Genomic DNA, 26,550 nt, shown 5'->3' with positions numbered 1-26,550 from the left:
GGACGCATCGTCTCCCTCGAACACTTCGGAGCCTCCGCCGACGGCAAGACCCTCTTCCACACCTACGGCTTCACCACCGAGAACATCGCCGCCAAGGCCCGGGAATCCATCGCGGAGGTCACGGGAACCGGCTGCTGAACTCGCCTGGTGCGGCGGTCGGCGGCGGGGATGCCGGTTTCACGGGGGCAATTGCCGCGATCCTCATGAGGCCGATTAACTGCGTCTTAAAGGCGGCTTAAGCGCGCCCCGTTCCTGCCGCAGCCCCCAAGTCGCCGCAGGTCAGGGGGGTTTGAGGGCCAATGGCGGCGGTTGGCGGGTGCCGTGGTGCTGCGTAGCATCGGGGTCCGGCCGCACTCAAGAGAGCGCTCTCGCCCGCCCGTCGGCGGCGCTCCGAGCCGCCACGTACCAGGAGGACCCCCCACATGACTGCTCGTCACCAGCGCCGCCTCACCCGCCGTAGGCTCCTGTTCGCCCTCGGCGGCACGGCGGTGGCTGCCCCCGCCGTCGCCGCCCTCGGCCCCCACGCCCTCGCGGGGACGGACGCCACCGCCACAACCGGCACTGCGAAGGCCGCGGGCGCGCTGCCGCTGACCGTCGCCAACGACAGCGGAGACTTCGACAACGCCTCCGTGCACGTCTACGTCGTCGGCAACCAGGACGGGAAGCAGGTGCGGGTCACGCCCGACGGCACCCTCGCCCCCGTCTCCCTGTCGGACAACGGCGCCGACGGCTTCACCGACTACGCGATCCCGCTCGCCGCGAGCGGCGACACCCGGCTCTCCCTGCCGTACATGTCGGGCCGGATCTATGTGTCGCTCGGCGAGAAGCTGAGGTTCAAGGCGGTCACGGACGGCAACGGCGCGCCGGCGCTGCAGTACCCGGCGGGCTGGGTGACATCCGACCCCAACTACCCGGTGCTGCACGATTGCTGCGAGTTCACGTACAACGCGGCCGGAATGTTCTGCAACACGACCATGGTCGACATGTTCAGCGTGCCGATGGCCATCCGGCTGACCGGGGCGCAGGACCGGACGACGGGCACGCTGGCCGACGGCGGCCGGGCCGCGGTGTTCGCCGCGGTCCGCGACACCGAGGGGTTCGCGCGGCTCGCGGTGGACGACACCCGCGTCATCGCGCCCGGTCACGGCCTGGACGCCGGACTGTTCGCCCCGGACTACTTCGACCCGTACATCGACGAGGTGTGGAGCACGTACACCGGCAAGGACCTCACGGTCGGCACGAACGCCGGCACCTTCACCGGCCGGGTGCGCGGCGGGAAACTGACCTTCGACGGGCCCGCACCGGTCGCCTTCGACCGGCCGTCCACCCGGGACGTGCTGTTCTGCGACGGCGCACTCGCCGCGCCCAACGACGGCACGACCGGTCCCGTGGCCGCCGTCCTCGGCGCCGGGTTCAACCGGTCGACGCTCGTCACGGCGGCGGCACAACCGACCACCGACGCGTCGGCGTTCTACCGGGCCGGCGTCACCAACCACTACGCGAAGGCGCTGCACGCGGCGACCCGGGACGGCAGGGCGTACGGCTTCGCCTTCGACGACGTGGCCGGCTTCGCCTCGTACATCGAGGACCCCGCGCCGACGGGAATCCGGGTGACCCTCACCCCGTTCTAGGACGCCCGGCAAAGCCCTGGCCGTGCGCGGCCCCCGCCCCGGCCCCGGCTCCCGGCGGACGCCTGTGACCTGGGCGTCCGCCGGGCGTGCCGACCGTCCACGGCTGCCGGCGTGCTCAGTCACGGCGAGCGCCCGGCCTGGGCGGTATGGCACGGGGCTGTGCCGGCGCCCCAAAGGGCAAGGCCGTGAAGTTATGGGCTGATGGGTCCTGTCAACAGGATGTCGATGCTGATGGTGGCTTTGTAGGTGCGTCGGTCCACGCGCAGGCTCCGGTAGGCGTATCGGGACAGTGGTCGTTTGACGGCGCGGGGGCTGATGCGTAGTCGGCGTGTTGTCATCGGCTGGTTCAGGACGGCTCGTCCGATGGTTCCGACGAGGTCGACGATGGTGTCGGCGATCACGTCTGCGGCTTGGACGACCTGGTCGCGGGCGGTCTGGAGGGCGATGCTGAAGCCGGCTCGGTCGGGGTCTGCGTCGGGAAGGGTCGCGGTGGCGTCGGCGATGGCGATCCTGATCAGCTGGTAGGCGGTCAGCAGCGCGTAGACCTCCTGGGCGATACCGGACATGGTCCGGGCGCGCAGGACCCGGCGGCCGAGCATGGACTTCTTGATCGCGAAGAAGGCGGACTCCACTTCCCACCGCTCGTGATACTGCTTGACCAGCTCGAATGCCGGGTAGCGGCGGTGGTCGAGCAGGGTGGTGGCCAGCCGGTAGACGCCGGTGGTGCGCCCGGCGGTGGTGGTGATGGTGATCTCGCACTCGATGACACGGACCTCCAGCCGGCCGATCCTGGACAGGAACGAGCCGTCCTCGTAGCGGTGCAGGATGGGTGGTCTGCGGGTGGCGGACAGCCGGACGAGGAACGCGGCGCCGGTGTCCGCGACCGTGGCCAGGAAGGCGTTGGAGGACAGGCCGCGGTCCAGCAGGACGATCATGCCCTCGTGCAGGGAGCGGGCCAGGCGCTTGCCGTGGGTGCTCTCGCCGCTGGTGCGCGGGCCGAAGACCGCGTCGATCACGGCCCGGGTACCGCAGGCGACCAGGGTGACCAGGCAGATCTGCGGATAGCCCGAAGTGGCGTACTGGTTGGAGCCTTTGCCCAGGTGAGCCCGGGTGGCGGGAGTGTCGGGGACATCGAGGTAGGTGCCGTCGACGGCGACGACCGGCAGACCCGCCCAGCGGGCCCCGGTGGTGCGGATCGCGCTCGCCGGGCCGCGCAGCAGGTCGAACAGGGCCCGCACGGGGCGCACCCCGAGCCGGGCGCGGGCGTGCCACAGTGCCGTGGCGGTGACCTTCGGGACCGGCAGGCAGTGCAGTGCGGAGGTCAGCCTGGCCCACACGGCCGGATAGCCGCACTCCTCGAACAGAGCGGCAGCCAGGAGGAGGTAGACGACCACCCGGGCCGGGAGTTTCCGCAACCGCTGCTGGACGGCCCCGCACTCGGCCAGGGCGGCGTCGACCATCTCGAACGGGACGATCTGCGTCAGCCCGCCCAGATGCCCCGGAGCGAAAAGACCATCGGCTACCGCGATCTTGCGGCTGATGACACACTGACCCGACAGCGGAGCCTCCGGTGCTGTGAACGGCTTGTCTTGGCGGACCAGCCAGTTCTACCGGGGCTCCGCTCCTCACGTCCGGCATTCCCCAGATCAGACACCACTTGCAGCCACAGACCCGATCCCTAACTTCATGGCCTTGCCCCAAAGGGCGCGGGGAACTGCGCGCTGAGCCACGACGCCGCGGCACCCGGCTGCCTGCGTGCCGTGCCACGGCGAGTCGCCGAGCCCGGCAAGAGCGCAATGCGCAGAGCGGGTCGGGGACCGCCGGTGGCGGACGGGTACCGCGGAGCGCATCATGCCGTTATGACCGGTGGACCCGAGCCGATCGGCGCCGAAGCCCGTCGGGCGCTGGAGCGGGAGCTGGCCGACCTGCGCTCCGAGCGGGCGGCGGTCGCGTCGTCGCTGCACAGCGACGGTGGGACGGGGGACACCGCCGACCAGGCCGACGAGTTGCAGCGGGCCACCGATCTCGCCCGGCTCGACGACCGGATCTCCCGGATCGGCGAGCGGTTGCGCACCGCGGCCGTCGCGGGCCCGCCCCCGCCCGGTGTGGTGGGCGTGGGCAGCACCGTCACGGTGCGGTTCACGGACGGCACGGCGCAGACCCTGCGGATCGGCGAGGTGGCCGCGCCCTCCGACCAGCGGCTGGTCACCGCCGACAGCCCGCTCGGCCGGGCCCTGCTGGGGCACCACGCCGGGGACACCGTCGACTACAGCACTCCGGACGGACGGCACAGCGCCGTCGTGCTGTCCCTGGAGGCGCCCCCGGCCGACGACACGGCCGCAGGAGCGGACGAGCCGCCCGGAGCGTAGGGAGGGCGCACGGCGCCGGCCGGAGCCGGTCCCGACGACCGGGGTTGTGCGCGGCGGCCAGGATGCCCGAGCCGTGCGCGGTGGGCGGCCCTGCGGGAGGGTGTCGCCCGCCGGCCTGGGTCAGGTCGCCGCCGCTGCGGACCCGTCGTCATCGGTCAGCAGGTCCACGAGCGTGGTGCGGGCCCGGGCCACCTGCGAGCGGACCGTGCCCACGGGACAGTCGCTCACCTCGGCCGCCTCCGCGTACGCCAGCCCGTACACCTGGGTGAGGACGAACGCCTCCCGGCGCTCGTCGGGCAGCGCCGCCAGCAGATCCAGCAGGACGACACCGTCGTCGAAACCGGGCAGATGCCGGGGCTGCGCCCGCTCCACGGCCAGCGGCCAGTCCGGTACGTCGGCGAGGCGGGGCCGGGCGGCGGCGTACCGGTGGCTGTCGATCACCGCGCGCCGGGCGATGGCCAGCAGCCAGGTCCGGGCCGACGAGCGCCCCTCGAACCGGTGCAGGCTGCCGAGCGCACGCAGGAACGTGTCCTGCGCCAGGTCGTCGACGGCCTGCGGATCGGCGCACAGGTGGGCGACAAAGCGCCGTACGTCCCGGTGCAGGGCGTGCACGAAGTCCTCGACGGCCCACGGATCGCCGCCGCGGGCGGCCAGCGCCCGGGCGGTGATCGACTCGTCACCGGGCGGTGGGGCGGCGCTCGCGTCGCGCGAGGCGGGCAGGGCAGGAACAATCACCTGGTGTCCTTCTCGGATCGTCCGGATCCGGTCACGGACGCGCGGGAGCACGGGCCGGACCGGCATGTTCCGGTGAGCGGGGAGACGGCCGCGTCCCGGGGCGCCACGGCGCGTGCGGGCGTACGGCCGGGACCCGGGGCGCGCGGGGGCGGCCCCGGGGAACCGGCTGTCGTCAGGCGACAGCGGTTCCCGTGGGCGGCCCCCGTGTGGTGATCGCATGGACGAGAAGCAGGAGCCGCGGCGCCCGGTCGCAGCGGAGGCGGCGCACGCGGACGCGCGGGCCGTCCGGGGTGCCGGGCGGGGCGAGCAGCAGGCGCAGCGGAGCGGCGAGCCTGGCGGCCACCGCCCGCAGGACGCGGAAGGCGGCCCGCTCGCCATGGGCCAGCCACAGGCCGCACAGCACGGCGGCCAGCAGATGCGCGACGAGCATGCCGAACGAGGAGGTGCCGGCCGTTGGATGGCCCAGATGATCCATGGGGCCCAGGCCCATATGGCCGGCGCCCATGTGCCCACCGCCCATGTGTCCGACACTCATGTGGGCCACGCCCGTATCCATGGAGCCCATGTCCACGGACTCCCTGCCCATGGAGCCCGAACCCATGGGGTCGATGGCCATGGGGTCGATGGCCATGGAGTTCACGCCCACGGGGTTCACGCCCATGGCCCCCGTGTCCCCGGATGCCCGCTGGGCGAGGGAGAACGCCGAGTGGAGCGCCGTCTGGGCGGCGACCACCGCCGTCACGATCAGCGGCAGCCCCCGCTCACGGCCCGCCAGGCACCAGCCCGCCGCACCGGCCGCGACGACCCCGGCGGCCACCGCCCACGCGGGCACGTGGCGGCCGGACATCAGAACGTGGCCCAGGGCGGCGAGCAGCACGGAGACGGCCGCGAACAGCGCGGCCCGTACCGTGCGAGAACACCACCCTGCGGTCATGGCGCCTCATCCTCGGGTCAGGGCATCGGTCGTCACTCCTGGGTACGGATCCTGTCCCCGTCACACACTCAATTCACCCCATGTGATCCAGAGCACACCGCCATCGGTGCCGGATCCGGTCAGGCGGGCCCGTCCGCACCGCGGGTCGTCCGGCGCAGGAAGCGGATCACCGGGTGGCCGGGGTGCTGGGTGACCTCGGCCCGGACGCCGTAGACCCGCTCGATGAGGGCGGGCGTGAGGACCGTGGACGGGGTGCCTTCCGCGACCGCCCGGCCGTCTTGCAGGACGAGCAGCCGGTCGCAGTACATCGCGGCCAGGTTCAGGTCGTGCAGCGCGATCACGGTGGTGACCGGCAGGCCGGCGACGAGGTCCAGCAGGTCCAACTGGTGCTGGATGTCGAGGTGGTTGGTGGGTTCGTCCAGCAGCAGTTCGCGGGGTTGCTGGGCGAGGGCACGGGCGATCTGCGCGCGCTGGCGCTCGCCGCCGGACAGGGTGTGCCAGAACTGGCCGGCCCGCTCGGTCAGCCCGGTGCGGGCCAGTGCGTCGGCGACCGCGCGCGCGTCGTCGGCACCGGCCGCTGCCCAGGCCCGCCGGTGCGGGATGCGGCCCAGGGCGACGACGTCCCGGACGGTCAGCTCGGTCTGGGTGTGCGCATGCTGTTCGACGGTGGCGATGCGTCGCGCGGTGGCCCGCCGGCCGACCCGGGCCAGCGGGCGGCCGTCCAGGGTGACGACTCCCGCGGTGGGCGCGAACACTCCGGCGAGCAGTCTCAACAGGGTCGACTTGCCGCTGCCGTTGGGGCCGAGCAGGCCGATCGTCTGCCCAAGGCGGGGGGCGAGGGTGACGCCGTCGACGATGATCCGGCCGTCGATGCGGCGCGCGACGCGCTCCGCGCGCAGACCGGGTGGGGTGTTCCGGTCGGCCGTGGGGTCCGGGCCGGTCATGTCCGCCTCCGTCCGCGGTACAGGACCGCCACGAACGCCGGTACGCCGATCAGCGACGTCACCACGCCCACCGGCACCTCCTGGGGATCGATGACGGTACGGGCGACCGTGTCCGCCCACACCAGGAAGACGGCTCCGGCCAGTGCCGTGACCGGCAGCAGCCGGGCGTGGCCGGAACCGGTGAGCGCGCGGGCCGCGTGCGGCAGCACCAGGCCGACGAAGCCGATCGCCCCGGTGCAACTGACGAGTGTCGCGGTCAGCAGCGCGGTCGCGCACAGCAGGACCAGCCGGGTGCGGGCGACGCGTACACCGAGCGCCGCCGCGGCGTCCTCACCGAACGCGAACGCGTCCAGGGTGCGGGCGTGCCCGAGGCAGACCACGAGAACGGCGGTGAGCACGACCGCGCACAGCAGCACCTCGCCCCAGCCGGCGCCGGTCAGCGAGCCGAGCAGCCAGAACAGCACGCCTCGGGTGGTCTCCGCGTCCGCCGACGTCAGGACGGTGAACGAGGTGAGCGCGGAGAACAGTTGCATGGCCGCCACACCGGAGAGCACCACCCGGTCGGGGGCGCCGCCCAGGGTGTGGCCGAGCACGAGGACGAGCCCGAAGGCCAGCAGGGCGCCGGCGAACGCACCCGCCGACAGGGACACCGCTCCCCCGCCGATCCCGAGCACGACCACGGCGACCGCGCCGGTGGACGCCCCGGAGGACACCCCGAGCACGAACGGGTCGGCGAGCGGATTGCGCAGCAGGGACTGCATGACCGCTCCGCACACCGCGAGGCCCGCGCCGCAGAGGGCGGCCAACAGGGTGCGGGGCATGCGCAGGTTCCATACGATGCCGTCCCGCAGCGGCGCCAATGTGCTGTCGCCGAAGCCGAGATGGGCGGCGACGCAGGCCCAGACGTCGCCCGTGGAGATGTCGGCGGGGCCGATGGTCACGGCGAACGCCACCGAAGCGGTCACCGCGAGCAGCCCGCCGGCGGTCAACAGCGAGGCGCGGAGGTTCACTTGGCGAGCCCGAGGTCGCGCAGTCCGGCGGCGACCCGTTCGATCCCCTCGACCGTGCGGATGGACGGGTTCATGGCCTGCCCGCTGAGCAGGATGTACCGCTTCTTCCTGACGGCGGTGAGATTGCGGGTGGCGGGGTCGGTCTCCAGGAAGCGGATCTTGGCCTTGGCGGTCTCGGCCGTCTGGGACCTGCGGGTCAGGTCGCCGAGGACGATGACGTCCGGATCGCGGTCGGCGACGGTCTCCCAGTTGATCTGGGGCCACTCGTCGTGGGTGTCGGAGAACACGTTGTCGGCGCCGACGGCCCGGGTGATGGCGCCGGGGGCGCCGCAGCAGCCGGCCAGGTAGGGCGACTGGGAGTTGGCGAACCAGTACATGAGCGAGACACCGGAGGCGTCGAGGCCGGCGGTGGCCGCCCGCACCCGTTCCTTCAGGCCTGCGACGAGCCGGTCTCCGCGTTCGTCGACGCCGAACGCGCGGGCCAGGTCGCGTATCTCGCCGTACACGGTGTCGAGGGTGAGCGGGGCGCTGCGGGAGCCGTCGCCGCCGGCGGCGTTGTCCTTGCCGGCGGCGCAGTCGGACGGGGAGACGTACGTGGGCACGCCCAGCTTCTCGAACTGCTCGCGGGTGGCGACGCCGCCCTGGCCGAGGGTCGAGACGAACGACGCGGTGACGAAGTCGGGTTCGGCGTCGAGCACCTTCTCGAAGGAGGGGTTGTTCTCGGCGAGCCGGGGCACGGACGCGTTGGCCTTCTCCAGGCCCTTCATCACCGGGTCGGTCCAGGTGGCGGTGCCGGCGAGACGGTCCCCGAGGCCGAGGGAGAGCAGGATCTCGGTGCTGCCCTGGTTGAGGGAGACGGCTTGTTCGGGGGCCGACGTCAGGGTGACCGGGTGGCCGCAGTTGTCGATCGTGCGGGGGTAACCGGCGGCGGAGCGGCGGGAGTCCGGGGCGGATCCGGCGGAGCCGCCGCACGCGGTCAGCAGCAGCGCCGGAGTGAGCAACAGCAGGGCGGGACGGAACGCGGAACGCAGCATGGGCATGCCTCGGGTGTCGGGGCTCGTACGCGGAGCCTGGCCTACGGACGTCCTCCGCGCACGGGGCGCGGAGGTGCCAGCAGGTCTTCGGACTCGGGTTCGTCCGGACGGGGCGCCTTCCCGGTACGGCCCCGCGCCGGCCTCGCGGCCGGCCCGAACCCCTCCCAGTGGCTTGGTGTGCCCTGCCCGTCCCCCTCACCGCTGCGCGTCAGTTCCGGATTCACACCGGATTCCCTGGCCTCGGATGTGGCACGACTGGCCCGGCCAGGCTACCAAGATCGCCCGCCGGCCCGGACCTGGCCCCCCGTCCCCCGGACCGGGCCCCGTCCCCCGGACCGGGGCCGTCCTCCGGGCCGGGGCCGTCCTCGCCGACCACGCCGACCACGCCGACATCGGGGTGCCGGGCCGCCTCCTGACGCCGGCACTCCGGCCCGAGTGGGACGTCGTGCCTCACCCCGGTCCGTCGACGGGATCCGCGGGCGGGGTCCCGGCGCAGATCCACTCGTGCACGACGGCCGGGGACAGGCCGCCGTCGGCGGCTATGACGTGTTCGGGCACGCCGGTGAGCCAGGCAGCGAGCACGGCCCGGCGCAGGTCGGCGGCGCGGGTGGCGAGGCCGGTCCGGTACGCGTCCGCGGAGCCGACGACGAGTTTGGGTGCGTCCTCCGCCAGGCGTCGGGCGGCGCGGCGGACGGAGCGTCGTGCGCTCTGGGTGTCGAGGTCGTTCATGCCGCCGTCGCCTCCCGTTCCGTGCCGAACGAGCCATGGTCCGGGTGCCGGTACAGGTCGAGCACGCCGGGCTCCGGGAGGAGCCGGGCGACGAGCCGTTCCAGGAGGCGGGCGGGCTCACCGCTGCGGCAGACGCGGGCGCGCACGGCGCCGGTGTCCTCGCCGTCGCGCGGCACCGGCAGCCCGCGGGGGGCCGGTCCCCCGCCGGTGCACGGCCCCGGCCGACCGGCGGCAGCCGAACACCGCCGTGTGGCGCCCGAGTTGAGGCGACGGGCTCCCCCCGCGTCGGGAAAGCCGGTGCCGGACACCGCGCAGGAGGCGACGCCGACGGCGAGGCGGAGGGCGCGGCCGAAGGTGGTCGGGTTCGCCATGGATACCTTCCCTTCCCCGTCGCGGCGGGGCGGGTCGAGGGCATGGCAGCCGCCGTACGAGGCGGGGGGCTACCGGGTGCCCGAGGAGCGGGGGGACATGGGGGTGCGGGGCCTTGCGCGGCCCGGACTACTGCTGCTGCGATCCATGTCGCTCACCTCCTCCTCGGTCGACGGGCACCCGGTCCTCCGGGCTTCCGGCACCCCTCCATACTTGCACAGCGACGCAAATTCTGCCCGCCCGCGGGGAGAAGGCCGCCGTCGATTGCCGGCCCCGCGGCGGCCCCTCACTAAACTGGCACGCACGCGACGGCATCCGGCTCCGTCCAGGCCCGCCGGTGCCGCGTGCCCGTCCTGGAGGACGGCCGCCCCCGCCCGGCCGGTTCCTCGCCCATCGACCCGGCCGGGGTCCTCGTCGACTGATCGGGATGCGGGTGCACGACGTGCCGCCAGAGCCGACCGGTCCCGCCGCACCGTCCGGGACCGTGTCCATGACCGGACAGACCGCGTGCGGCGCGGGTCCGCGCAGCCCCCTGCGCGCCTTCCTGCGGACCGAGACCGGCAGTGCCGCCGTGCTGCTCGGCGCGGTGATCGCGGCCCTCGTCTGGGCCAACGTCTCCCCCGGCGGCTACGCGGCGTGGTGGCGGACGCACATGTCGCTGACGATCGGTTCGGCCGGTGTCTCGCTTGAGCTGCGCGAGTGGGTGAACAGCGGTCTGATGACGCTGTTCTTCTTCGTCGTGGGACTGGAGGCCCGCCGCGAGGTCGACGTCGGGGAACTGCGCGAGCGGCGCCGCCTCGTGCTCTCGGTGGTCGCCGGGGTCAGCGGCATGCTCGTCCCGGTCGTGATCTACCTCGGCTTCAACGCCGGACTGGACTCGGCGCACGGCTGGGGCGCCGCCATGTCCACCGACACGGCCTTCGCCCTCGGCATGCTCGCCGTGCTCGGTCCCCGGCTGCCGGGCGGCCTGCGCGTCTTCCTGCTCACCGTCGCGGTCACCGACGACCTCGTGGCGCTGGTCGTCATCGCCCTCGCCTACAGCGGCACGGTCCGGCTCCCCGCGCTGGGTATCGCGCTCGGCATCCTCGCCCTGCTTCTCGCGCTGCGCCTGGCCGGTGTCCGGATCACCGGGGTGGACGCGGTCCTGGGGGTGGCCCTGTGGGGCGCGCTGCTGCGGTCGGGGGTGGACCCGGTGGTGAGCGGCCTGGTCCTGGGGCTGCTGACGTACGCCCATCCGGCCGAGCGGCACGCCCTGGAGCGGGTCACCCGGCTGTTCCGGGGCTTTCGGGAGCAGCCGACGCCGGAGCTGGAACGCACCCTGCGCCGCGGTCTGGCCTTTGCCCTCTCGCCCAACGAGCGGCTGCAGCGGATGGTCCACCCGTGGACGAGCCATGTCATCGTGCCGCTGTTCGCGCTGGCCAACGCGGGTCTGACGATCAGCGCCGACCGGATCGCGGCGGCGTTCGCCTCGCCCGTCACGCTGGGCATCGTGTGCGGCTACGTCCTGGGCAAGCCGGCGGGCATCCTGGGCGCCACGTGGGTGGCGGCCCGGGTGAGCCGGGGCCGGCTGCGGCCGGCGGTGGGCTGGGGCGCGGTCGCCGTGGGCGGCAGCCTCGCCGGGGTGGGCTTCACGGTGGCGCTGCTGATCGCCACGCTCGCCTTCCACGGTCAGCGGCTGGAACAGGCGAAGGCCGGCATTCTGGCGGCCGTCGTGCTGTCCTGCCTGATCTCCTGGGTCCTGACGCGGAGCATCGCCCTGCTGCCCGCGCGCCGGCGGACCCGGGCCCTGCTGGGCGAGGCGCAGCCGCTCGTCGATCTGAGCGATCCCGTCGACACGGCGCGCGACCATGTGCGCGGTCCGCTCGACGCTCCGGTGACCCTGGTCGAGTACGGCGACTACGAATGCCCGTACTGCGGACGGGCGGAGCCGGTGGTGCGCGCGTTGCTGGCCGAGTTCGGCGACGACCTGCGCTACGTCTGGCGGCATCTGCCCCTGACGGACGTCCACCCCGACGCGCAGCTCGCCGCGGAGGCCGTGGAGGCGGCCGCGTTGCAGGGCCGCTACTGGGAGCTGCACGACGTCCTGATCAGTCACCAGGGGAGCCTGCGGGTGAAGGATCTCCTTGAGCACGCCGAGCGGACCGGGCTCGACATGGCGGCGTTCCGCCGCGACCTGCGGGCGCGGGCCGGCGCGGAACGGGTGGCCGAGGACGTGGAGTCGGCCGATCTGAGCGGGGTCTCCGGCACGCCGACGTTCTTCGTCAACGGCCGGCGGCACCACGGCGCGTACGACGTCGCCTCGCTGTCACGGGCGGTACGCACGGCCCGGGACCGTGCATCCCTGTCAGACCCGCCCCCCTAGCCCCGCCCGCCTAGCCCCGACGCCCGGCACCGGCGCCGTCCGCCCCGGATCACCCACCCAGAAAGCTCAGCCGGACCTGACGGTTCGGGTTGTCGCGGTTGGTGTCCACCAGGCACACGGACTGCCACGTTCCGAGTTCCAGTCGGCCGCGCAGCACCGGCAGGGTCGTGTGCGGGGGGACGATCGCGGGGAGGACGTGGTCGCGGCCGTGGCCGGGGCTGCCGTGCCGGTGCTGCCAGCGGTCGTCCGCGGGCAGCAGGGTGTGCAGGGCGGCCAGCAGGTCGTCGTCGCTGCCTGCGCCGGTCTCGATGACGGCGATCCCCGCGGTGGCATGCGGTACGAAGATGTTGAGGAGGCCGTCGCGGCCGGCCGCCGTCTCCTGCAGGAAGGCCTCGCAGTCGCCGGTGAGGTCGACGATCCGCTCCCGGGAGCCGGTGGCGACGTTCAGCACGCGCGTGGTGAAGGCATCTGACATGCCACCATCCTCGCGCATGCGGCCGGGTTCAGGCCGTCGCCCGACCGCCAAACTGACCTCCGCGCGCCCGCCTGCTGGAGCGGCCCGGCGTCAGTACCGCCACCGAAGCCGACTGACTTCCGCTCGGCAGCCCGGACCCGCCCCGAAGCCGGCTGCACCCCCGCCGCTCCGGCCCGGATCCCCCCTGCGGCCGCCGCGCTCCCCCGGACCCGAACGGGCCCCATGCGACGTCGCCCCGTCCCCGCCGCGCAGCTCCTGCCCATCGCCCCGTCCCTCGCCCTGGTCCGGCCTGTCGTTGCCGAAGGCCGTCAACGCCGAGGTCGTCGACACCGGTGGCGTCGGCAACAGCCCGCCCGTGTTCGCCGCGGGCGCGGGTACCAGCGGGGGCGTCGATCCCGGTGGCGGGCGGCGGCTGACCGGCGCGCGGGAAGATCCCCGGCCACGGTGCCGTTGGCAGGAACGTGAACAACGAGCGCGAGGTCGAGGTTGTCGTCACGGGCGCTGGGCAGGCCGGCCTGTCCAGCGCCTATCACCTGCGGCGCACCGGCTTCGAGCCGGACCGCGACTTCGTGGTCCTCGACCACTCCCCCGCGCCGGGCGGCGCCTGGCAGTTCCGCTGGCCGTCGCTGACGTACGGCAAGGTGCACGGGATGCACTCGCTGCCGGGCATGGAGCTGACCGACGCCGATCCGGCACGGCCGTCGGCCGAGATCATCGGCGGCTACTTCGACGCCTACGAGCGGGCCTTCGACCTGCGGGTGCGGCGGCCGGTGGACGTCCGCGCGGTGCGAGAGGGTCCGGACGGGCGACTGCTCGTGGAGACCTCGGACGGCACCTGGTCCACGCGGGCCCTGATCAACGCCACCGGCACCTGGGACCGGCCGTTCTGGCCGCGCTACCCGGGACAGGACACTTTCCGCGGACGGCAGTTGCACACCGCGCAGTACGCGGGGCCCGAGGAGTTCGCCGGGCAGCGGGTGGTCGTGGTGGGCGGCGGCGCGTCCGGCACTCAGCACCTCCTGGAGATCGCGCCGTACGCGGCGGCCACCACCTGGGTCACCCGGCGTCCGCCGGTCTTCCGGGAAGGTCCGTTCGACGAGGGTGCGGGCCGGGCCGCGGTGGCCCTGGTCGAGGAGCGGGTGCGGCAGGGACTGCCGCCCCGGAGCGTGGTCTCGGTCACCGGCCTGCCCCTCAACGACGCCATCCGGCAGGGGCTGCGGGACGGCGTCCTGGACCGGCAGCCGATGTTCGACCGGATCACCCCGGACGGGGTCCAGTGGCTGGGGTCCCCCGGGCTCGGCGGAGGGCGGCACGTCGAGGCCGACGTGATCCTGTGGGCGACCGGGTTCCGGGCCGCCCTCGACCATCTGACGCCGCTGCGGCTGCGCGCGCCGGGCGGCGGGATCCGGGTCGAGGGGACCCGTGTGGTCGCCGATCCGCGGATCCACCTGGTCGGCTACGGCCCGTCGGCGAGCACCATCGGCGCCAACCGGGCGGGGCGCGCCGCCGTGCGGGACATCAGACGGCTGCTTGACGCGCAGCCCCTCGCCGCGTGACGTCGCGTCGGCTCGCCCCGGGGACTACGTGGCCCCGGACCGCGATGCCGTCGCGCTCGGACTGTGCGGCGTCTCGCTCCTCTTCTGGTGGAGCGCGTTGAACTCCGCAACGTTGCGCTGGTGCTCCGCGTAGTCGTCGGTGAAGCGGGTGTCACCCGGCTTGACCGTGACGAAGTACAGCCAGTCACCCGGTGTCGGGTTGAGCGTGGCGCGCATCGCGTCCTCGCCCGGGTTGTCGATCGGCGTCGGCGGCAGGCCCATGCGCTGGTAGGAGTTGTAGGGGCTGTCGACCCGGGTGTCGTCCAGGCTGGTGCGGACGGAGTGCCGGCGCAGCGCGTAGTTGAGGGTGGAGTCCATCTGCAACGGCATGCCGCGCTGCAGCCGGTTGAGGACGACCCGGGCGACCTTCCCCATGTCGGTCCTGGAGGCGGCCTCGGCCTGCACGATGCTCGCGATGGTGATCGCCTGGTAGACGTTCATCGCGTTGCGCTGGGCGCCGGCCGCCACGGGGGCGACGTCGAACTTGTCGTTCGCGGTGTCGATCATTCGTTGCAGCAGCGTCTGGGGCGTGCTGTCCTTGTCGACGCGGTACGTCGCCGGGAAGAGATAGCCCTCCGGGTTGCCGTCGGCGTCATGGGGCAGTTTGAGACCGGCCTTGTCGATGGACTTCGCGGTGCTGCCCGCGGGCAGGGCGAGCGCCTTGTCGACGGCTTCGTAGACCTGGCTCGCGCGCCAGCCCTCCGGGATGACCAGGCTGCCGGCCCGCGGCTCCTCGCCCAGGGTCAGCAGCGGCACCGCCACGGCGGTGCCGGCCACGACGACGCCGGTCACAAGGAGGACGAGCTTGCCCCGGCGCGTGAGTCGCATCGTGCTCCGTGGCGGAGTGTTCATCTGCATGCGGGCACGTTAACCCGCACACCTCCGCAAACCTGGCATATCTTCAGCTTGTCGGTTCCAGTTGCGCGTCCCGGCGGACCAGGGCCGCGTACCGCCCGCCCAGCCCCAACAGCTGCTCGTGCGTGCCCCGTTCGGCCACCCGTCCGGTATCGAGGACCACGATCTGGTCGGCCCCGCGGACGGTGGAGAGGCGGTGCGCGATGGTGAGCGTCGTCCGGTTGGCGGACAGGGCGTCGATGGCCTCCTGAACGGCGTGCTCGGTGCGGGTGTCCAGGGCGCTGGTCGCCTCGTCGAGGATCAGGACCGGTGGATCGCGCAGGATGGTCCGGGCGATGGCCAGCCGCTGCTTCTCCCCGCCGGAGAAGCGGTGGCCGCGCTCGCCGACGATCGTGTCGTAGCCGTCGGGCAGCGCCGCGATGTGGTCGTGGATCTGGGCCGCCTTCGCCGCGGCGTGCAGTTCCTCGTCGGTGGCGTCCGGCTTGGCGAAGCGGAGGTTGTCGGCGACCGAGGCGTGGAAGAGGTACGTCTCCTGCGAGACGACGCCGACCGTCCGGGCGAGGGTGTCGAAGTCGAGGTCGCGCACGTCGATGCCGTCCAGGGTGACCCGGCCCCCGGTGACGTCGTACAACCGCGGCACCAGGTAGCCGAGCGTGGACTTGCCCGCGCCGGTCGGGCCGACGATCGCCAGGCTGCCGCCCGCGGGGACGGTGATGTCGATGCCGGCCAGCACGGGGGCGCCCTCGGCGTCGTACCGGAACTCGACGTCCTCGAACCGGACCTCGCCCTTGACCCGGTCCAGATGGACGGGCTCGTCGCGCTCGGTGATGTCGATCGGCAGGTCGAGGTACTCGAAGATGCGCTGGAAGAGGGCGAGCGAGGTCTGGATCTGCACACCGGTCGCCAGCAGGCTCACGGCCGGGCGGAACAGGCCCTGCTGGAGCGAGACGAAGGCGACGATGGTGCCGATGGACGCCTGGGGGCCGCCCAGTTGGAGCGTCATCCCCGCGGCCCAGTAGATGACGGCCGGCATCGCGGCCATGACGATGGTGATCACGGCCATGCGCCAGCGGCCGGCCATGTTGGACCGGACCTCCAGGTCGACCAGTTGCTCGGACTCATCGGCGAAGGACCGCGTGAGCGAGTCGGCGCGGCCCATCGTGCGGCCCAGCAGGATGCCACTCACGGACAGGGACTCGGTGACGGTGGCGGCCATGGCGGCCATCTGCTTCTGACGCTGGGTGGTGATCCGCTTGCGTTCGTTGCCGACACGGCGGCCGATCCACACGAACACCGGCAACAGGACCAGGGAGACGACGGTCAGCCGCCAGTCGAGGGCGATCATCGCGACGATCGTGGCGACCACGCCGGTCAGGTTGGAGACCAGGGAGGTCGCGGTCGAGGTGACGGTGGCCTGCATGCCGCCGATGTCGTTGGCGATGCGGGACTGCACCTCGCCGGTGCGGGTGCGGGTGAAGAAGGCGAGCGACATGCGCTGGAGGCGGCCGTAGACGGCGGTGCGCAGGTCGTGCATGACGCGCTGGCCGACGGTCGTCGAGATCAGGGTCTGCAGCACGCCGAAGACGCTGTTGAGGACGGCGCTGAAGATCATGCCGAGCGCAAGCAGGCTCAGCAGACCGGTGCGGCCCTGCGGGATGGCGACGTCCAGGGTCTCCTTGAGCAGGAACGGCGTGGCGACGGACACCAGCGACGAGGCGCCGACCAGCACGCCGACGATCGCGAGCCGCCCGCGGTAGGGGCGGAAGAGGGCCAGGATGCGGCGCACCTGCCGGGGCTGTGCCTGCGCACCGGCGGTCGGCGTCCAGGTGGGGTTGTGTTCGGGATGCATGGGCTCCTACGGAGGTGAAACGGGCGTCGGCACGCAGACCGGCCGACGACGACTGGAGGATCATAGCTCATTGTTACCTTCACTCACAATGAATGCCGTCCTGATATTGTTCCCGCCATGACCACCCCCGACCCCGAGGGCCTGCTCGCCGAGCAGCTGCTGCGCCTCACCCGCCGGGTCCACCGCATCCAGAAGCGTCATCTGGAGCGCCGGGACCTGGGTGTCACCCCCGCTCAGTCCCGGCTGCTGCGCACCCTGGCGCACTACGGCTCGCCGCCACGCATGGCCGACCTCGCCGCCCGCCTGGAGGTGGTGCCGCGCGCGGTGACCACCCTGGTCGACGGGCTGGAGGGGAGCGGAAAGGTGCGCCGGATGCCGGATCCGACGAACCGCCGGGTGACCCGGATCGAGCTGACCGACGACGGGCGCGCGACGCTCGCCGAGCTGCGCGACGCGCGCCGGGCGGCGGCTGCGGAGATCCTCGCCCCGCTCTCCGCCGAGCAGCGCGAACTGCTCGGTGGACTGCTGGACACCCTGATCGACGGGGCGGTCGACGAACGCTGCTGAGCGCCCCGGGACCTGAGCGGACCCCGGACACGGAACACCGGAGCGGGCGCCCCGGCACTGCGGCCGGCGTGAGGTGCCGCAGCACTGCGGCCGGCGTGGGGTGCCGCAGCACGGGGGCGCAGGGCCCGCTCAGCAGCGGTCGACGTCCTCGGCGAGCACTCCCTGGACACTCGCCAGTGAACGGTCGTAGCAGCCGTGCGAGCCGTACAACCGGTAGCGCTCGCCCGTCGCTGAGCAGCCCGGCGAAGGGGGTCAGGTCGTACTCGACCGGCTTCACGTCGAAGGCCCGCGGCCCCGCCGAGTACGCAGCCGGTCAGCCACGGTCAGGTACCAGTACTCCTCGCAGCCGCCGCCGGATCCGGTGGCGTACCTCGCTCCAGCGGTCACCGCATCCGCGGGGCGGCGCGGCGGTCACCGGGTCGTGCCAGTCGGAGCCGAACTCGGCCGGGACGTCGGCCCGGACCGGGGCGTGCGGGCGGACGCGGCCGGAGAGCGTGCGGGCACCGCCCTGGAAAACCCATTGATTTTCACCACCTTCCGACGCGAACCTTGCACGGTTTGCTACCGCCTCCTCGCCGTCACCCCTGTCCGCTTCCTCTCCGTTTCCTCCCTGACACGAGCCACTGGGACGTCATGCAGATTCAAGACCTTCCGTATCCCGACCCGGGCGTGCCGGACGCCCGTTCAGGTCCTCGATTCCTGTGGTGGCTGGGGCGCAACCAACTGGGCGGCCAACTCAAGTCGCTGGGCTGGGGCCTGCTGCATTTCGTGTCCGTCTCCTCGCTGCCGTTCTGTGTCGGGCTCGCCGCCCAGGCCGTCGTGGACCGCTCGGGCAGCCGACTCGCCCTGACCGGCGTACTGATGCTGATCTGCGGCATCGGCATCGCGGTCGGCGACACCTTCCTGCACCGCGCGGCCGTCACCAACTGGATCACCGCCGCCGCCCGCGTCCAGCAACTGCTGGCCCGCAAGGCCGCGCAGCTCGGTTCGGGGCTGACCCGGCGGGTCGCGGCCGGTGAGGTGGTGGCCGTCTCGACCGGCGACGTCGAGAAGATCGGCTGGTTCGTCGAGGCCGTCTCCCGCTTCACCGCCGCCGCCCTGACCGTCGTCGTGGTCTGCGTGGGCCTGCTCGTCTACCAGCCGGCTCTCGGCGTCGTCGTGGCGGTCGGCCTGCCCGTGCTGGCCCTCGCGGTGCTGCCGCTGCTGCCCCGGGCGACCCGGCGCGCCGACGTCCAGCGCACCAAGGCGGGCCGGGCCACGGAGCTGGCCTCCGACACCGTCGCCGGACTGCGCGTGCTGCGCGGCATCGGCGGCGAGGGGCTGTTCCTCGACCGCTACCGCCGCGCCTCCCAGGAGGTGCGGCACGCCGCCGTGCGCAGCGCCCGGATGTGGGCCCTGATCTCGGCGATCCAGGTGCTGCTGCCCGGCCTGCTGCTGATCGCGGTCGTCTGGCACGGCATCCATCTCGCCCGGCAGGGACGGATCGAGGTCGGCGAACTGGTCACCGTCTACAGCGCGGTGATGGTCCTCACCTATCCGCTGCGGCACTTCGAGGAGATCGCCATGGCGTACTCCTTCTCGCGCCCCTCGGCCCAGCGCGCGGCCCGCGTACTGTCCCTGGAGCGGACCACGGACGCCGGCGGCTCACGCGCGGCCGACGTACCGAGCGGTGATCTGTACGACCCGGCCACCGGTCTGCGCGCACCCGCGGGCCGGCTCACCGCCGTGGTGTGCGGGGACCCGGACGCGGCGGGGCGGCTCGCCGAACGGCTGGGCGGCCATCCGGCCGAGCCGGGCCCGTCGGTGCTGCTCGGCGGCGTACCGCTCGACGAACTCCCCCTCGACACCGCCCGCACCGCCGTCCTCGTCCAGGACAAGGACCCGGTCCTGCTGTCCGGCACGCTCCGCGGCCTTCTCGACGTGCCGGCCTCCGCCGGTGTCCGCGCCGAGGCGGCGCTCGCGGCGGCGCAGTGCGGGGACGTGCTGGAAGCCCTCGTCAAGGGGTCCCTGGACGCCGCGGATCCCATGGACGCCCGGATCACGGAACGCGGACGGTCGCTGTCGGGCGGCCAGCGCCAGCGGCTCGCCCTGGCCCGTTCGCTGATCACCGACCCCGAGGTGCTCGTGCTGGACGAGCCGACCTCCGCCGTCGACTCGCACACCGAGGCGCGGATCGCACAGGGCGTGCGTGAGCTGCGGACGGGGCGCACGACGGTGGTGTTCACCTCGTCACCGCTCCTCCTCGACCGAGCGGACCGGGTCGCGCTGGTGCACACCGACGAGGTGGTGGCGGTCGGCGTGCACCGCGAACTGGTGCGCACCGAGCCCCGGTACCGGGCCGTCGTGACCCGCGAGCCCGAGGACGGGACGGCCGTACACGGCCCCCGGCACGAGCGGGCCGCCCTGCGCCGCCCGCTGGACGACGAGGCCGGTCCGCACGACCCGCTGGAACAGATCGAGGAGAGCGCATGATCGGCGTTGCGCCACCGGCGTACGACCCGGCGGCCCCGACGACGGCCACCACCCTGCCCATCGGTGCCACCACGACCGTGCGCGCCTACGTGGCCGAGTTGTTCCGGCGGCACCGCCGTGCCTTCCTCGTCCTCATGGCCGTCAACACGATGGCCGTGGTCTCCTCCATGGCGGGCCCCTACCTCCTCGGCGGACTTGTGGAACGGCTCTCCGACGAGGCCCGGGAGCTGCATCTGGGCCTGACCGCCGGGCTGTTCGTGCTCGCGCTCGCCGTACAGGCCGTGTTCGTGCGCGAGGTGCGGCTGCGCGGCGCGATTCTCGGCGAGCGGATGCTGGCCGACCTGCGCGAGGACTTCCTCGTCCGGTCGGTCGGGCTGCCGCCGGGCGTCCTGGAACGCGCCGGCACGGGCGACCTGCTGTCCCGAATCACCACGGACATCGACCGGCTGTCCAACGCCATGCGCGAGGCCGTGCCACAGCTGACGATCGGTGTCGTGTGGGTGGTGCTGCTGCTCGGCGGCCTGATCGTCACGGCGCCGCCGCTGGCCGCGGCCGTGCTGCTCGCCGTGCCGCTGCTGGTGATCGGCTGCCGCTGGTACTTCAAGCGTGCCCCGTCCGGCTACCGTTCGGAGGCCGCCGGTTATGCCGCCGTGGCCGCCGCGCTCGCCGAGACCGTGGACGCCGGCCGCACCGTCGAGGCCCATCGCCTCGGCGACCGGCGCATCGCCCTGTCGGAACGCCGGATCAAGGAGTGGACGGCCTGGGAGCGCTACACCCTGTGGCTGCGCTCGGTGCTCTTCCCGGTCGTCAGCCTCACCCATGTGGTGGTCCTCGGCTCGGTCCTGATGGCGGGCGGTGTCTTCGTCCTGAAGGGCTGGATCGGCGTGGGCCAGCTGACGACGGGCGCGCTCATCGCGCAGATGCTCGTCGACCCGGTCAATCTGATCCTGCGCTGGTACGACGAGGTGCAGGTCGCCCAGGTGTCCCTGGCGCGGCTGGTCGGGGTGCGGGACATCGAGCCGGACGCCGGGGACGCCGCGCTCGCCCCCGACGGGCGGAACGTGCACGCGGACCGCGTGCACTTCGGCTACCGCGAGGGCGTCGACGTCCTGCGCAAGGTGTCCCTCTCGGTCGCGCCGGGCACCCGGCTGGCCTTGGTCGGCCCGTCGGGCGCGGGCAAGTCCACGCTGGGCAGGTTGCTCGCCGGCATCTACGCGCCCCGCGACGGCCGGATCACCCTGGGTGGTGCCGAGCTGTCCCGGATGACCGCCGAGCAGGTCCGCTCGCACGTCGCCCTCGTCAACCAGGAGCACCACGTCTTCGTGGGCACGCTGCGCGACAACCTGCTGCTCGCCCGCGCCGACGCCGAGGACGCGCAGCTGTGGGCGGCGCTGGGCGCGGTCGACGCGGACGGCTGGGCCCAGGCCCTGGACGACGGGCTGGACGCCGAGGTCGGCTCGGGCGGGCTGGCGCTCACCCCGGCCCAGGCCCAGCAGATCGCCCTGGCCCGGCTGGTGCTGGCCGATCCGCACACCCTGGTCCTGGACGAGGCGACCTCGCTCCTCGACCCACGTGCGGCCCGCCACCTCGAACGTTCCCTGGCCCGCGTCCTGGACGGCCGCACGGTGGTCGCCATCGCCCACCGACTGCACACCGCCCATGACGCCGACGTCATCGCCGTCGTGGAGAACGGCCGCATCAGCGAGATGGGCAGCCACGACGAACTGGTCGCCGCCGACGGGGCGTACGCGGCGCTGTGGCGGTCCTGGCACGGGTGACACGTACGGCAGGACTGGCAGTGGGTGACATGTACGCGGCGTGAGTGACACCGGTGACACCGGTGACACCGACGGCTCGGATGCGCGGGGCACCGCGACCGACGGCCCGGCCGAGCCGAGCACCGTGACCACTGGCCTGGCTGAGCGGTGCTTGTGCTCGGGCGGTGGGGCGAGCGGTACCGGGGCGCGGCCGTCGGGTTCGGCGGCCGGCCGCGGCGTCCCGGCGCCGAGCCGGATGGCGGGGGGCCGGTCGCCGCACAGGTCCGCGGGGCTGGGGCCGTGGCGTTGCGCGGTCCCGAAGCGGAGTGGAAGTCTGGAGAACGGCACCGGTTCGGGGGATGCCCGGGAACCATCGGGTTCGAGCCGGGTGAGACCTGTGCCCCGCGGGCCGGCGGACCGCCGCCGACCGCGGTGGGACGGGGCCACGCCCACCACCTGGAGGTACCCGTGAACAGCTCCGACGGATGGGGGGACGACGTCTACCAGCCGGACGGATCCGAGATCCAGGAGGACTCGGGGCTGCTCGACGCGGAAGACACGCTGGTCAACGACGGTGTCGAAGATCCTCTCGACCGGGGCTGGTCGCCCCCGGAGCGGCCCTGGGCGGTGGAGCACACCGGTGTGACGGCGGCCGAGGGCCACCGGGGCGAGTCGCTGGACCAGCGCCTCGCCGAGGAACTGCCCGATCTCGACGTGCCCGACGGCGATGGCATCGGCGACTGCCAGGGCTCCGACGGCGAACCGCTCGACAACGAGGTCGGCGATCTTCGCTCCGGTCGTCTCGTCGCGCCCGACGAGGGAACCCACGAGGACGAGGAGAGCGCCCTCGTCGCCACCGACGTGGGTATCGACGGCGCGGGCGCCTCGGCCGAGGAGGCCGCGGTGCACGTCGTGGACGAGGACTCCCTGCCCACCTGAATCCGACCTCCCCCACCCGCCGACCGCCCCGTGCGAGGAGCCGCCATGCAGCAGGACAAGCAGCCCGACTACCACCCCGTGGTCTTCCGCGACCGCTCCGCCGGCTACGCCTTCCTGACCCGGTCCACCGCCACCAGCGACCAGACCATCGACTGGGACGACGGGCAGACCTACCCGGTGGTGGACGTGGAGATCTCCTCGGAGAGTCACCCCTTCTACACGGGCAAGGCGCGCACGGTCGACTCGGAGGGCCGGGTGGCCCGCTTCGAGCGCCGGTACGGCGGAGCCGGCCGGGACACCACCGGCGGCCCGGCGACCTGATCCCCGGCCGCGGGACCGGCCGGCCCACGGCCCCGGCGGACGCGCCGGCCACTGTGTCAGGGCACGGGGAGGCCCGCCGGGACCATGACCCGGCCCACGGTCCTCGCTCAGATCGCGGCCGTCGCTCAGGTCAGGGCCGTCGCTCAGATCACGTTGAGCGCCGCCGCGCAGCCCGCCCCGCCGAGCAGCATGAACACCGGCATGAGCACCTTCAGCTCCACCCAGCTGCCCGCCCGGAACCGCAGGGGCTTCGGCGGCCCCAGGGGGTACCAGCGCTTGCGGCCCACCGGGATCGGCCACAGTATCGGGCATCCGGAGACGGTCAGCGCGTCCCCGATGTCGTGCACCAGCGCCCCCAGCACGATGGGCAGCCCCAGCCACAGGTACTCCTGGCCGGGCTCGGTGAACAGCCAGTCGGCGCCGTTGCCCGGTTCGTTCAGGACGCCCGCGAGGATCCACGCAGTGGTCGCGGCCAGCAGCCACACGAGGACGTCGCTGCTGGACCCGCGGGCCGCCCGCCACAGCAGTCCCTCGATCGCCAGCACCATGTGCACGAACAGGATCGCCAGCACCGCCCAACGGCCGCCGGTGATCGCCAGGAACGAGGTACCCGCGCCGATCAGCACGGCCCACAGCCAGGTGTGCGTCAGCGTCCGGTGTCCGCCGGAGCGGCGCGGGTCGCCCTTCATCCTGGTGGCCTTGTAGACGGCGTAGGAGAGCCTGTCCACGATCTCGCACAGCCAGCGCGACAGCGGTCCGAAGGCGCGTGAGATGGTGGCCGCCTTGTGATCGAGGTCCGGAGCGAGCGCGGCACCGGCACAGATCAGGGCGCCCACGAGGAGGACCGGCCAGGGCATCGTGTGCCCGGCCGCGGCGGCGGCCGCCCCGACGCCGAGCCAGGCCGCGGCCCCCGACAGTGAGTGTGCTGGTCCCATCATGGCCGTTGCCCGCCCCATTCCTCTTGCGCCGCTGTCCAGTTGACCGGGTGCGTTGACGCTCCGTCGGCGACTCAGCGTAGCGGTAGCGATCTTCGTGCTCGCAGCCGATTCCCGCATCGGCCGGGAGGCCAGGCAAGATGGGTGCGTGACCCTCATCGATCAGCTGCCGCCGACCGCCGACCCCGACGCCCTCTACGAAGCCTTCGAGTCGTGGGCGCAGGATCGCGGTCTCACGCTCTACCCCCATCAGGAGGAGGCGCTGATCGAGGTGGTCTCCGGCGCCAACGTGATCGTGTCGACGCCCACCGGATCCGGAAAGAGCATGATCGCCGCGGGCGCGCACTTCGCCGCGCTCGCCCGGGACGAGGTCACCTTCTACACGGCCCCGATCAAGGCCCTCGTGTCGGAGAAGTTCTTCGAGCTGTGCAAGCTCTTCGGCACCGAGAACGTCGGGATGCTGACCGGCGATGCCTCCGTCAACGCCGATGCCCCCGTGATCTGCTGTACCGCCGAGGTGCTGGCGTCCATCGCGCTGCGTGACGGCAGGAACGCGGACGTCGGCCAGGTCGTCATGGACGAGTTCCACTTCTACGCGGAGGGCGATCGCGGCTGGGCCTGGCAGATCCCGCTGCTCGAACTGCCCCAGGCGCAGTTCGTCCTGATGTCGGCCACGCTCGGCGACGTGTCCTTCTTCGAGAAGGACCTGACCCGCCGCACCGGCCGACCCACCTCCGTGGTCCGCTCGGCGACCCGTCCCGTCCCCCTGTCCTACGAATACCGGCTGACCCCGCTCACGGAGACCCTCACCGAACTTCTGGAGACACGGCAGGCGCCGGTCTACATCGTCCACTTCACGCAGGCGCAGGCCGTGGAGCGGGCGCAGGCGCTGATGAGCATCAACATGTGCTCGCGCGAGGAGAAGGACCGGATCGCGGAGCTGATCGGCAACTTCCGCTTCACCACCAAGTTCGGCCGTAACCTCTCCCGTTACGTCCGCCACGGCATCGGCGTGCACCACGCCGGCATGCTGCCCAAGTACCGGCGGCTGGTGGAAAAGCTCGCCCAGGCCGGTCTGCTGAAGGTCATCTGCGGCACGGACACCCTCGGCGTGGGCGTCAATGTGCCCATCCGGACGGTGCTGTTCACGGCGCTGACGAAGTACGACGGCAGTCGGGTCCGCACCCTGCGTGCCCGTGAGTTCCACCAGATCGCGGGCCGGGCCGGGCGGGCCGGCTTTGACACCGCCGGTCTGGTCGTGGCTCAGGCGCCGGAGCACGTCATCGAGAACGAGAAGGCCCTCGCCAAGGCGGGCGACGATCCGAAGAAGCGCCGCAAGGTGGTCCGCAAGAAGGCGCCGGAGGGTTTCGTCGGCTGGACGGACAACACCTTCGAGAAGCTCATCGCCTCCGAGCCGGAACCGCTGACCTCCCGCTTCCGGGTGACGCACACGATGCTGCTGTCGGTGATCGCCCGGCCCGGCAACGCGTTCGAGGCGATGCGTCATCTGCTGGAGGACAACCACGAGCCACGCAAGCAGCAGTTGCGGCACATCAGGCGGGCGATCGCCATCTACCGCTCGCTGCTGGACGGCGGCATCGTCGAGAAACTCGACAAACCGGACGCCGAGGGCCGCATCGTCCGGCTCACCGTCGATCTCCAGCAGGACTTCGCGCTCAACCAGCCGCTGTCCACGTTCGCCCTCGCCGCGTTCGAGCTGCTGGACCCCGAGTCGCCGTCGTACGCGCTGGACATGGTGTCCGTCGTGGAGTCCACACTGGACGATCCGCGGCAGATCCTGGTCGCGCAGCAGAACAAGGCGCGCGGCGAGGCGGTCGCAGCGATGAAGGCGGACGGCGTCGAGTACGAGGAGCGCATGGAGCGCCTCCAGGACGTCACGTACCCCAAGCCCCTGGAAGAGCTGCTCTTCCACGCGTACAACACCTACCGCAAGAGCCATCCGTGGGTCGGCGACCATCCCCTGTCGCCGAAGTCGGTCGTCCGTGACATGTACGAACGGGCGATGTCCTTCACGGAGTTGGTGTCCTTCTACGAACTGGCGCGCACCGAGGGCATCGTGCTGCGCTACCTGGCGGGCGCCTACAAGGCCCTGGACCACACCGTCCCGGACGATCTGAAGTCGGAGGACCTGGAGGATCTGATCGCCTGGCTCGGCGAGATGGTCCGCCAGGTCGACTCCAGCCTGCTGGACGAGTGGGAGCAGCTGGCCAACCCGGCGGAGATGACCGCCGAGGAGGCCCAGGAGAAGGCCGACGAGGTCAAGCCGGTCACCAACAACGCGCGCGCCTTCCGGGTCCTGGTCCGCAACGCGATGTTCCGCCGCGTGGAACTCGCCGCCCTCGACCAGGTGGACGAGCTGGGCGAGATGGACGCGGAGGCCGGCTGGGACGCCGAGGCCTGGGGCGAGGCGATGGACAAGTACTGGGACGAGTACGAGGACCTGGGCACCGGCCCCGACGCGCGTGGCCCCAAGCTGCTCGTCATCCAGGAGGAGCCGAACAACGGTCTGTGGCGCGTCCGTCAGATCTTCGACGACCCGAACGGCGATCACGACTGGGGCATCAGCGCGGAAGTCGATCTCGCCGCCTCCGACGCCGAGGGCCGCGCGGTCGTCCGTGTCACCGCCGTCGGCCAGCTGTGAACTCTG

General features: G+C 72.7%; 22 protein-coding genes and 1 riboswitch. Of the genes, 10 read left to right on the top strand and 12 right to left on the bottom strand.

Annotation, left to right across the window (positions count from 1 at the left end):
• Nucleotides 1–422: 422 nt before the first annotated feature.
• Nucleotides 423–1,631, top strand: a complete 1,209-nt coding sequence (locus ACFYTE_RS39680) for a beta-1,3-glucanase family protein (RefSeq protein WP_388721696.1) — start codon at nucleotides 423–425, stop codon at nucleotides 1,629–1,631.
• 191 nt (nucleotides 1,632–1,822) lie between these two features.
• On the opposite strand, the gene ACFYTE_RS39675 is transcribed toward ACFYTE_RS39680, so the two are convergent.
• Nucleotides 1,823–3,124 (bottom strand): IS4 family transposase, encoded by a 1,302-nt coding sequence (locus ACFYTE_RS39675; protein ID WP_388721700.1) that lies wholly within the window; start codon nucleotides 3,122–3,124, stop codon nucleotides 1,823–1,825.
• 366 nt (nucleotides 3,125–3,490) lie between these two features.
• Here ACFYTE_RS39675 and ACFYTE_RS39670 point away from each other — a divergent pair, with 366 nt between their 5' ends.
• Complete coding sequence (locus ACFYTE_RS39670) at nucleotides 3,491–4,000, top strand: GreA/GreB family elongation factor (RefSeq protein WP_388721694.1); 510 nt, start codon at nucleotides 3,491–3,493, stop codon at nucleotides 3,998–4,000.
• A gap of 120 nt (nucleotides 4,001–4,120) precedes the next feature.
• On the opposite strand, the gene ACFYTE_RS39665 is transcribed toward ACFYTE_RS39670, so the two are convergent.
• The 7 genes from ACFYTE_RS39665 to ACFYTE_RS39635 all read right to left on the bottom strand — a co-directional run bounded on the left by ACFYTE_RS39665 (nucleotide 4,121) and on the right by ACFYTE_RS39635 (nucleotide 9,757).
• Entirely contained in the window at nucleotides 4,121–4,735 is a 615-nt protein-coding gene (locus ACFYTE_RS39665) for a sigma-70 family RNA polymerase sigma factor (protein WP_388721692.1), read from the bottom strand.
• 172 nt (nucleotides 4,736–4,907) lie between these two features.
• Nucleotides 4,908–5,669: a hypothetical protein gene (locus tag ACFYTE_RS39660; RefSeq protein WP_388721690.1), complete on the bottom strand. Its 762-nt coding sequence runs from the start codon at nucleotides 5,667–5,669 to the stop codon at nucleotides 4,908–4,910.
• 119 nt (nucleotides 5,670–5,788) lie between these two features.
• Entirely contained in the window at nucleotides 5,789–6,613 is an 825-nt protein-coding gene (locus ACFYTE_RS39655; RefSeq protein WP_388721688.1) for an ABC transporter ATP-binding protein, read from the bottom strand.
• A complete protein-coding gene (locus ACFYTE_RS39650) occupies nucleotides 6,610–7,623 on the bottom strand; it encodes a FecCD family ABC transporter permease (RefSeq protein WP_388721686.1) in 1,014 nt (337 codons plus the stop codon). Before ACFYTE_RS39650 ends, ACFYTE_RS39655 begins: the two co-directional genes overlap by 4 nt.
• Nucleotides 7,620–8,657 (bottom strand): ABC transporter substrate-binding protein, encoded by a 1,038-nt coding sequence (locus tag ACFYTE_RS39645; protein ID WP_388721698.1) that lies wholly within the window; start codon nucleotides 8,655–8,657, stop codon nucleotides 7,620–7,622. Before ACFYTE_RS39645 ends, ACFYTE_RS39650 begins: the two co-directional genes overlap by 4 nt.
• Nucleotides 8,658–8,717: 60 nt before the next feature.
• Nucleotides 8,718–8,932: riboswitch (cobalamin riboswitch) on the bottom strand.
• 175 nt (nucleotides 8,933–9,107) lie between these two features.
• Entirely contained in the window at nucleotides 9,108–9,386 is a 279-nt protein-coding gene (locus tag ACFYTE_RS39640; protein ID WP_388721684.1) for a hypothetical protein, read from the bottom strand.
• Entirely contained in the window at nucleotides 9,383–9,757 is a 375-nt protein-coding gene (locus tag ACFYTE_RS39635) for a hypothetical protein (protein WP_388721682.1), read from the bottom strand. Before ACFYTE_RS39635 ends, ACFYTE_RS39640 begins: the two co-directional genes overlap by 4 nt.
• Before the next feature lie 488 nt (nucleotides 9,758–10,245).
• Between ACFYTE_RS39635 and nhaA the strand changes: the two genes are divergently transcribed.
• Nucleotides 10,246–12,117, top strand: a complete 1,872-nt coding sequence (gene nhaA, locus ACFYTE_RS39630; protein ID WP_388721680.1) for a Na+/H+ antiporter NhaA — start codon at nucleotides 10,246–10,248, stop codon at nucleotides 12,115–12,117.
• Between the two features lie 49 nt (nucleotides 12,118–12,166).
• Here nhaA and ACFYTE_RS39625 read toward each other — a convergent pair whose 3' ends face one another.
• Entirely contained in the window at nucleotides 12,167–12,592 is a 426-nt protein-coding gene (locus ACFYTE_RS39625) for a secondary thiamine-phosphate synthase enzyme YjbQ (protein ID WP_388721679.1), read from the bottom strand.
• A 461-nt stretch (nucleotides 12,593–13,053) separates the two neighbouring features.
• On the opposite strand from ACFYTE_RS39625, the gene ACFYTE_RS39620 reads away from it, so the two are divergent.
• Complete coding sequence (locus ACFYTE_RS39620) at nucleotides 13,054–14,148, top strand: NAD(P)-binding domain-containing protein (RefSeq protein WP_388721677.1); 1,095 nt, start codon at nucleotides 13,054–13,056, stop codon at nucleotides 14,146–14,148.
• Between the two features lie 24 nt (nucleotides 14,149–14,172).
• On the opposite strand, the gene mltG is transcribed toward ACFYTE_RS39620, so the two are convergent.
• The gene (gene mltG, locus ACFYTE_RS39615; RefSeq protein WP_388721675.1) at nucleotides 14,173–15,045 is read right to left on the bottom strand and encodes an endolytic transglycosylase MltG; all 873 of its coding nucleotides are present in this window, start codon (nucleotides 15,043–15,045) and stop codon (nucleotides 14,173–14,175) included.
• A 43-nt stretch (nucleotides 15,046–15,088) separates the two neighbouring features.
• Nucleotides 15,089–16,891 carry an ABC transporter ATP-binding protein gene (locus tag ACFYTE_RS39610; protein ID WP_388721673.1) on the bottom strand — a complete coding sequence of 601 codons (1,803 nt, stop codon included), beginning with the start codon at nucleotides 16,889–16,891 and terminating at the stop codon, nucleotides 15,089–15,091.
• Nucleotides 16,892–17,008: 117 nt separating this feature from the next.
• Between ACFYTE_RS39610 and ACFYTE_RS39605 the strand changes: the two genes are divergently transcribed.
• From ACFYTE_RS39605 to ACFYTE_RS39585, 5 genes are all read left to right on the top strand, one after another.
• Nucleotides 17,009–17,458, top strand: coding sequence for a MarR family winged helix-turn-helix transcriptional regulator (locus ACFYTE_RS39605; protein WP_388721671.1), 450 nt, complete (start codon nucleotides 17,009–17,011; stop codon nucleotides 17,456–17,458).
• 633 nt (nucleotides 17,459–18,091) lie between these two features.
• Complete coding sequence (locus ACFYTE_RS39600) at nucleotides 18,092–19,930, top strand: ABC transporter transmembrane domain-containing protein (protein WP_388721669.1); 1,839 nt, start codon at nucleotides 18,092–18,094, stop codon at nucleotides 19,928–19,930.
• The gene (locus ACFYTE_RS39595; RefSeq protein ID WP_388721667.1) at nucleotides 19,927–21,708 is read left to right on the top strand and encodes an ABC transporter ATP-binding protein; all 1,782 of its coding nucleotides are present in this window, start codon (nucleotides 19,927–19,929) and stop codon (nucleotides 21,706–21,708) included. Before ACFYTE_RS39600 ends, ACFYTE_RS39595 begins: the two co-directional genes overlap by 4 nt.
• 447 nt (nucleotides 21,709–22,155) lie before the next feature.
• Nucleotides 22,156–22,626 (top strand): DUF5709 domain-containing protein, encoded by a 471-nt coding sequence (locus tag ACFYTE_RS39590; protein ID WP_388721665.1) that lies wholly within the window; start codon nucleotides 22,156–22,158, stop codon nucleotides 22,624–22,626.
• A 45-nt stretch (nucleotides 22,627–22,671) separates the two neighbouring features.
• Nucleotides 22,672–22,947, top strand: coding sequence for a type B 50S ribosomal protein L31 (locus ACFYTE_RS39585; RefSeq protein ID WP_388721663.1), 276 nt, complete (start codon nucleotides 22,672–22,674; stop codon nucleotides 22,945–22,947).
• A gap of 143 nt (nucleotides 22,948–23,090) precedes the next feature.
• Here ACFYTE_RS39585 and ACFYTE_RS39580 read toward each other — a convergent pair whose 3' ends face one another.
• Nucleotides 23,091–23,885, bottom strand: a complete 795-nt coding sequence (locus tag ACFYTE_RS39580; protein WP_388721661.1) for a metal-dependent hydrolase — start codon at nucleotides 23,883–23,885, stop codon at nucleotides 23,091–23,093.
• Between the two features lie 145 nt (nucleotides 23,886–24,030).
• Here ACFYTE_RS39580 and ACFYTE_RS39575 point away from each other — a divergent pair, with 145 nt between their 5' ends.
• Complete coding sequence (locus ACFYTE_RS39575) at nucleotides 24,031–26,544, top strand: DUF3516 domain-containing protein (protein WP_388721659.1); 2,514 nt, start codon at nucleotides 24,031–24,033, stop codon at nucleotides 26,542–26,544.
• Nucleotides 26,545–26,550: the final 6 nt, after the last annotated feature.

This window comes from Streptomyces sp. NPDC004629 (genome assembly GCF_042873595.1).
In the GTDB taxonomy this organism is placed as follows: Bacteria; Actinomycetota; Actinomycetes; order Streptomycetales; family Streptomycetaceae; genus Streptomyces.
This window is presented reverse-complemented; position numbering and strand designations above follow the sequence as displayed.

What these genes read in the sequence shown, in the direction of transcription:
- ACFYTE_RS39610 (WP_388721673.1), bottom strand. Translation starts at nt 16,891, where the DNA reads ATGCATCCCGAACACAACCCCACCTGGACGCCGACCGCCGGTGCGCAG.
- ACFYTE_RS39600 (WP_388721669.1), top strand. Translation starts at nt 18,092, where the DNA reads ATGCAGATTCAAGACCTTCCGTATCCCGACCCGGGCGTGCCGGACGCC.
- ACFYTE_RS39595 (WP_388721667.1), top strand. Translation starts at nt 19,927, where the DNA reads ATGATCGGCGTTGCGCCACCGGCGTACGACCCGGCGGCCCCGACGACG.
- ACFYTE_RS39660 (WP_388721690.1), bottom strand. Translation starts at nt 5,669, where the DNA reads ATGACCGCAGGGTGGTGTTCTCGCACGGTACGGGCCGCGCTGTTCGCG.
- mltG (WP_388721675.1), bottom strand. Translation starts at nt 15,045, where the DNA reads ATGCAGATGAACACTCCGCCACGGAGCACGATGCGACTCACGCGCCGG.
- ACFYTE_RS39585 (WP_388721663.1), top strand. Translation starts at nt 22,672, where the DNA reads ATGCAGCAGGACAAGCAGCCCGACTACCACCCCGTGGTCTTCCGCGAC.
- ACFYTE_RS39635 (WP_388721682.1), bottom strand. Translation starts at nt 9,757, where the DNA reads ATGGCGAACCCGACCACCTTCGGCCGCGCCCTCCGCCTCGCCGTCGGC.
- ACFYTE_RS39655 (WP_388721688.1), bottom strand. Translation starts at nt 6,613, where the DNA reads ATGACCGGCCCGGACCCCACGGCCGACCGGAACACCCCACCCGGTCTG.
- ACFYTE_RS39645 (WP_388721698.1), bottom strand. Translation starts at nt 8,657, where the DNA reads ATGCTGCGTTCCGCGTTCCGTCCCGCCCTGCTGTTGCTCACTCCGGCG.
- ACFYTE_RS39625 (WP_388721679.1), bottom strand. Translation starts at nt 12,592, where the DNA reads ATGTCAGATGCCTTCACCACGCGCGTGCTGAACGTCGCCACCGGCTCC.
- nhaA (WP_388721680.1), top strand. Translation starts at nt 10,246, where the DNA reads ATGACCGGACAGACCGCGTGCGGCGCGGGTCCGCGCAGCCCCCTGCGC.
- ACFYTE_RS39670 (WP_388721694.1), top strand. Translation starts at nt 3,491, where the DNA reads ATGACCGGTGGACCCGAGCCGATCGGCGCCGAAGCCCGTCGGGCGCTG.
- ACFYTE_RS39640 (WP_388721684.1), bottom strand. Translation starts at nt 9,386, where the DNA reads ATGAACGACCTCGACACCCAGAGCGCACGACGCTCCGTCCGCCGCGCC.
- ACFYTE_RS39580 (WP_388721661.1), bottom strand. Translation starts at nt 23,885, where the DNA reads ATGATGGGACCAGCACACTCACTGTCGGGGGCCGCGGCCTGGCTCGGC.
- ACFYTE_RS39605 (WP_388721671.1), top strand. Translation starts at nt 17,009, where the DNA reads ATGACCACCCCCGACCCCGAGGGCCTGCTCGCCGAGCAGCTGCTGCGC.
- ACFYTE_RS39680 (WP_388721696.1), top strand. Translation starts at nt 423, where the DNA reads ATGACTGCTCGTCACCAGCGCCGCCTCACCCGCCGTAGGCTCCTGTTC.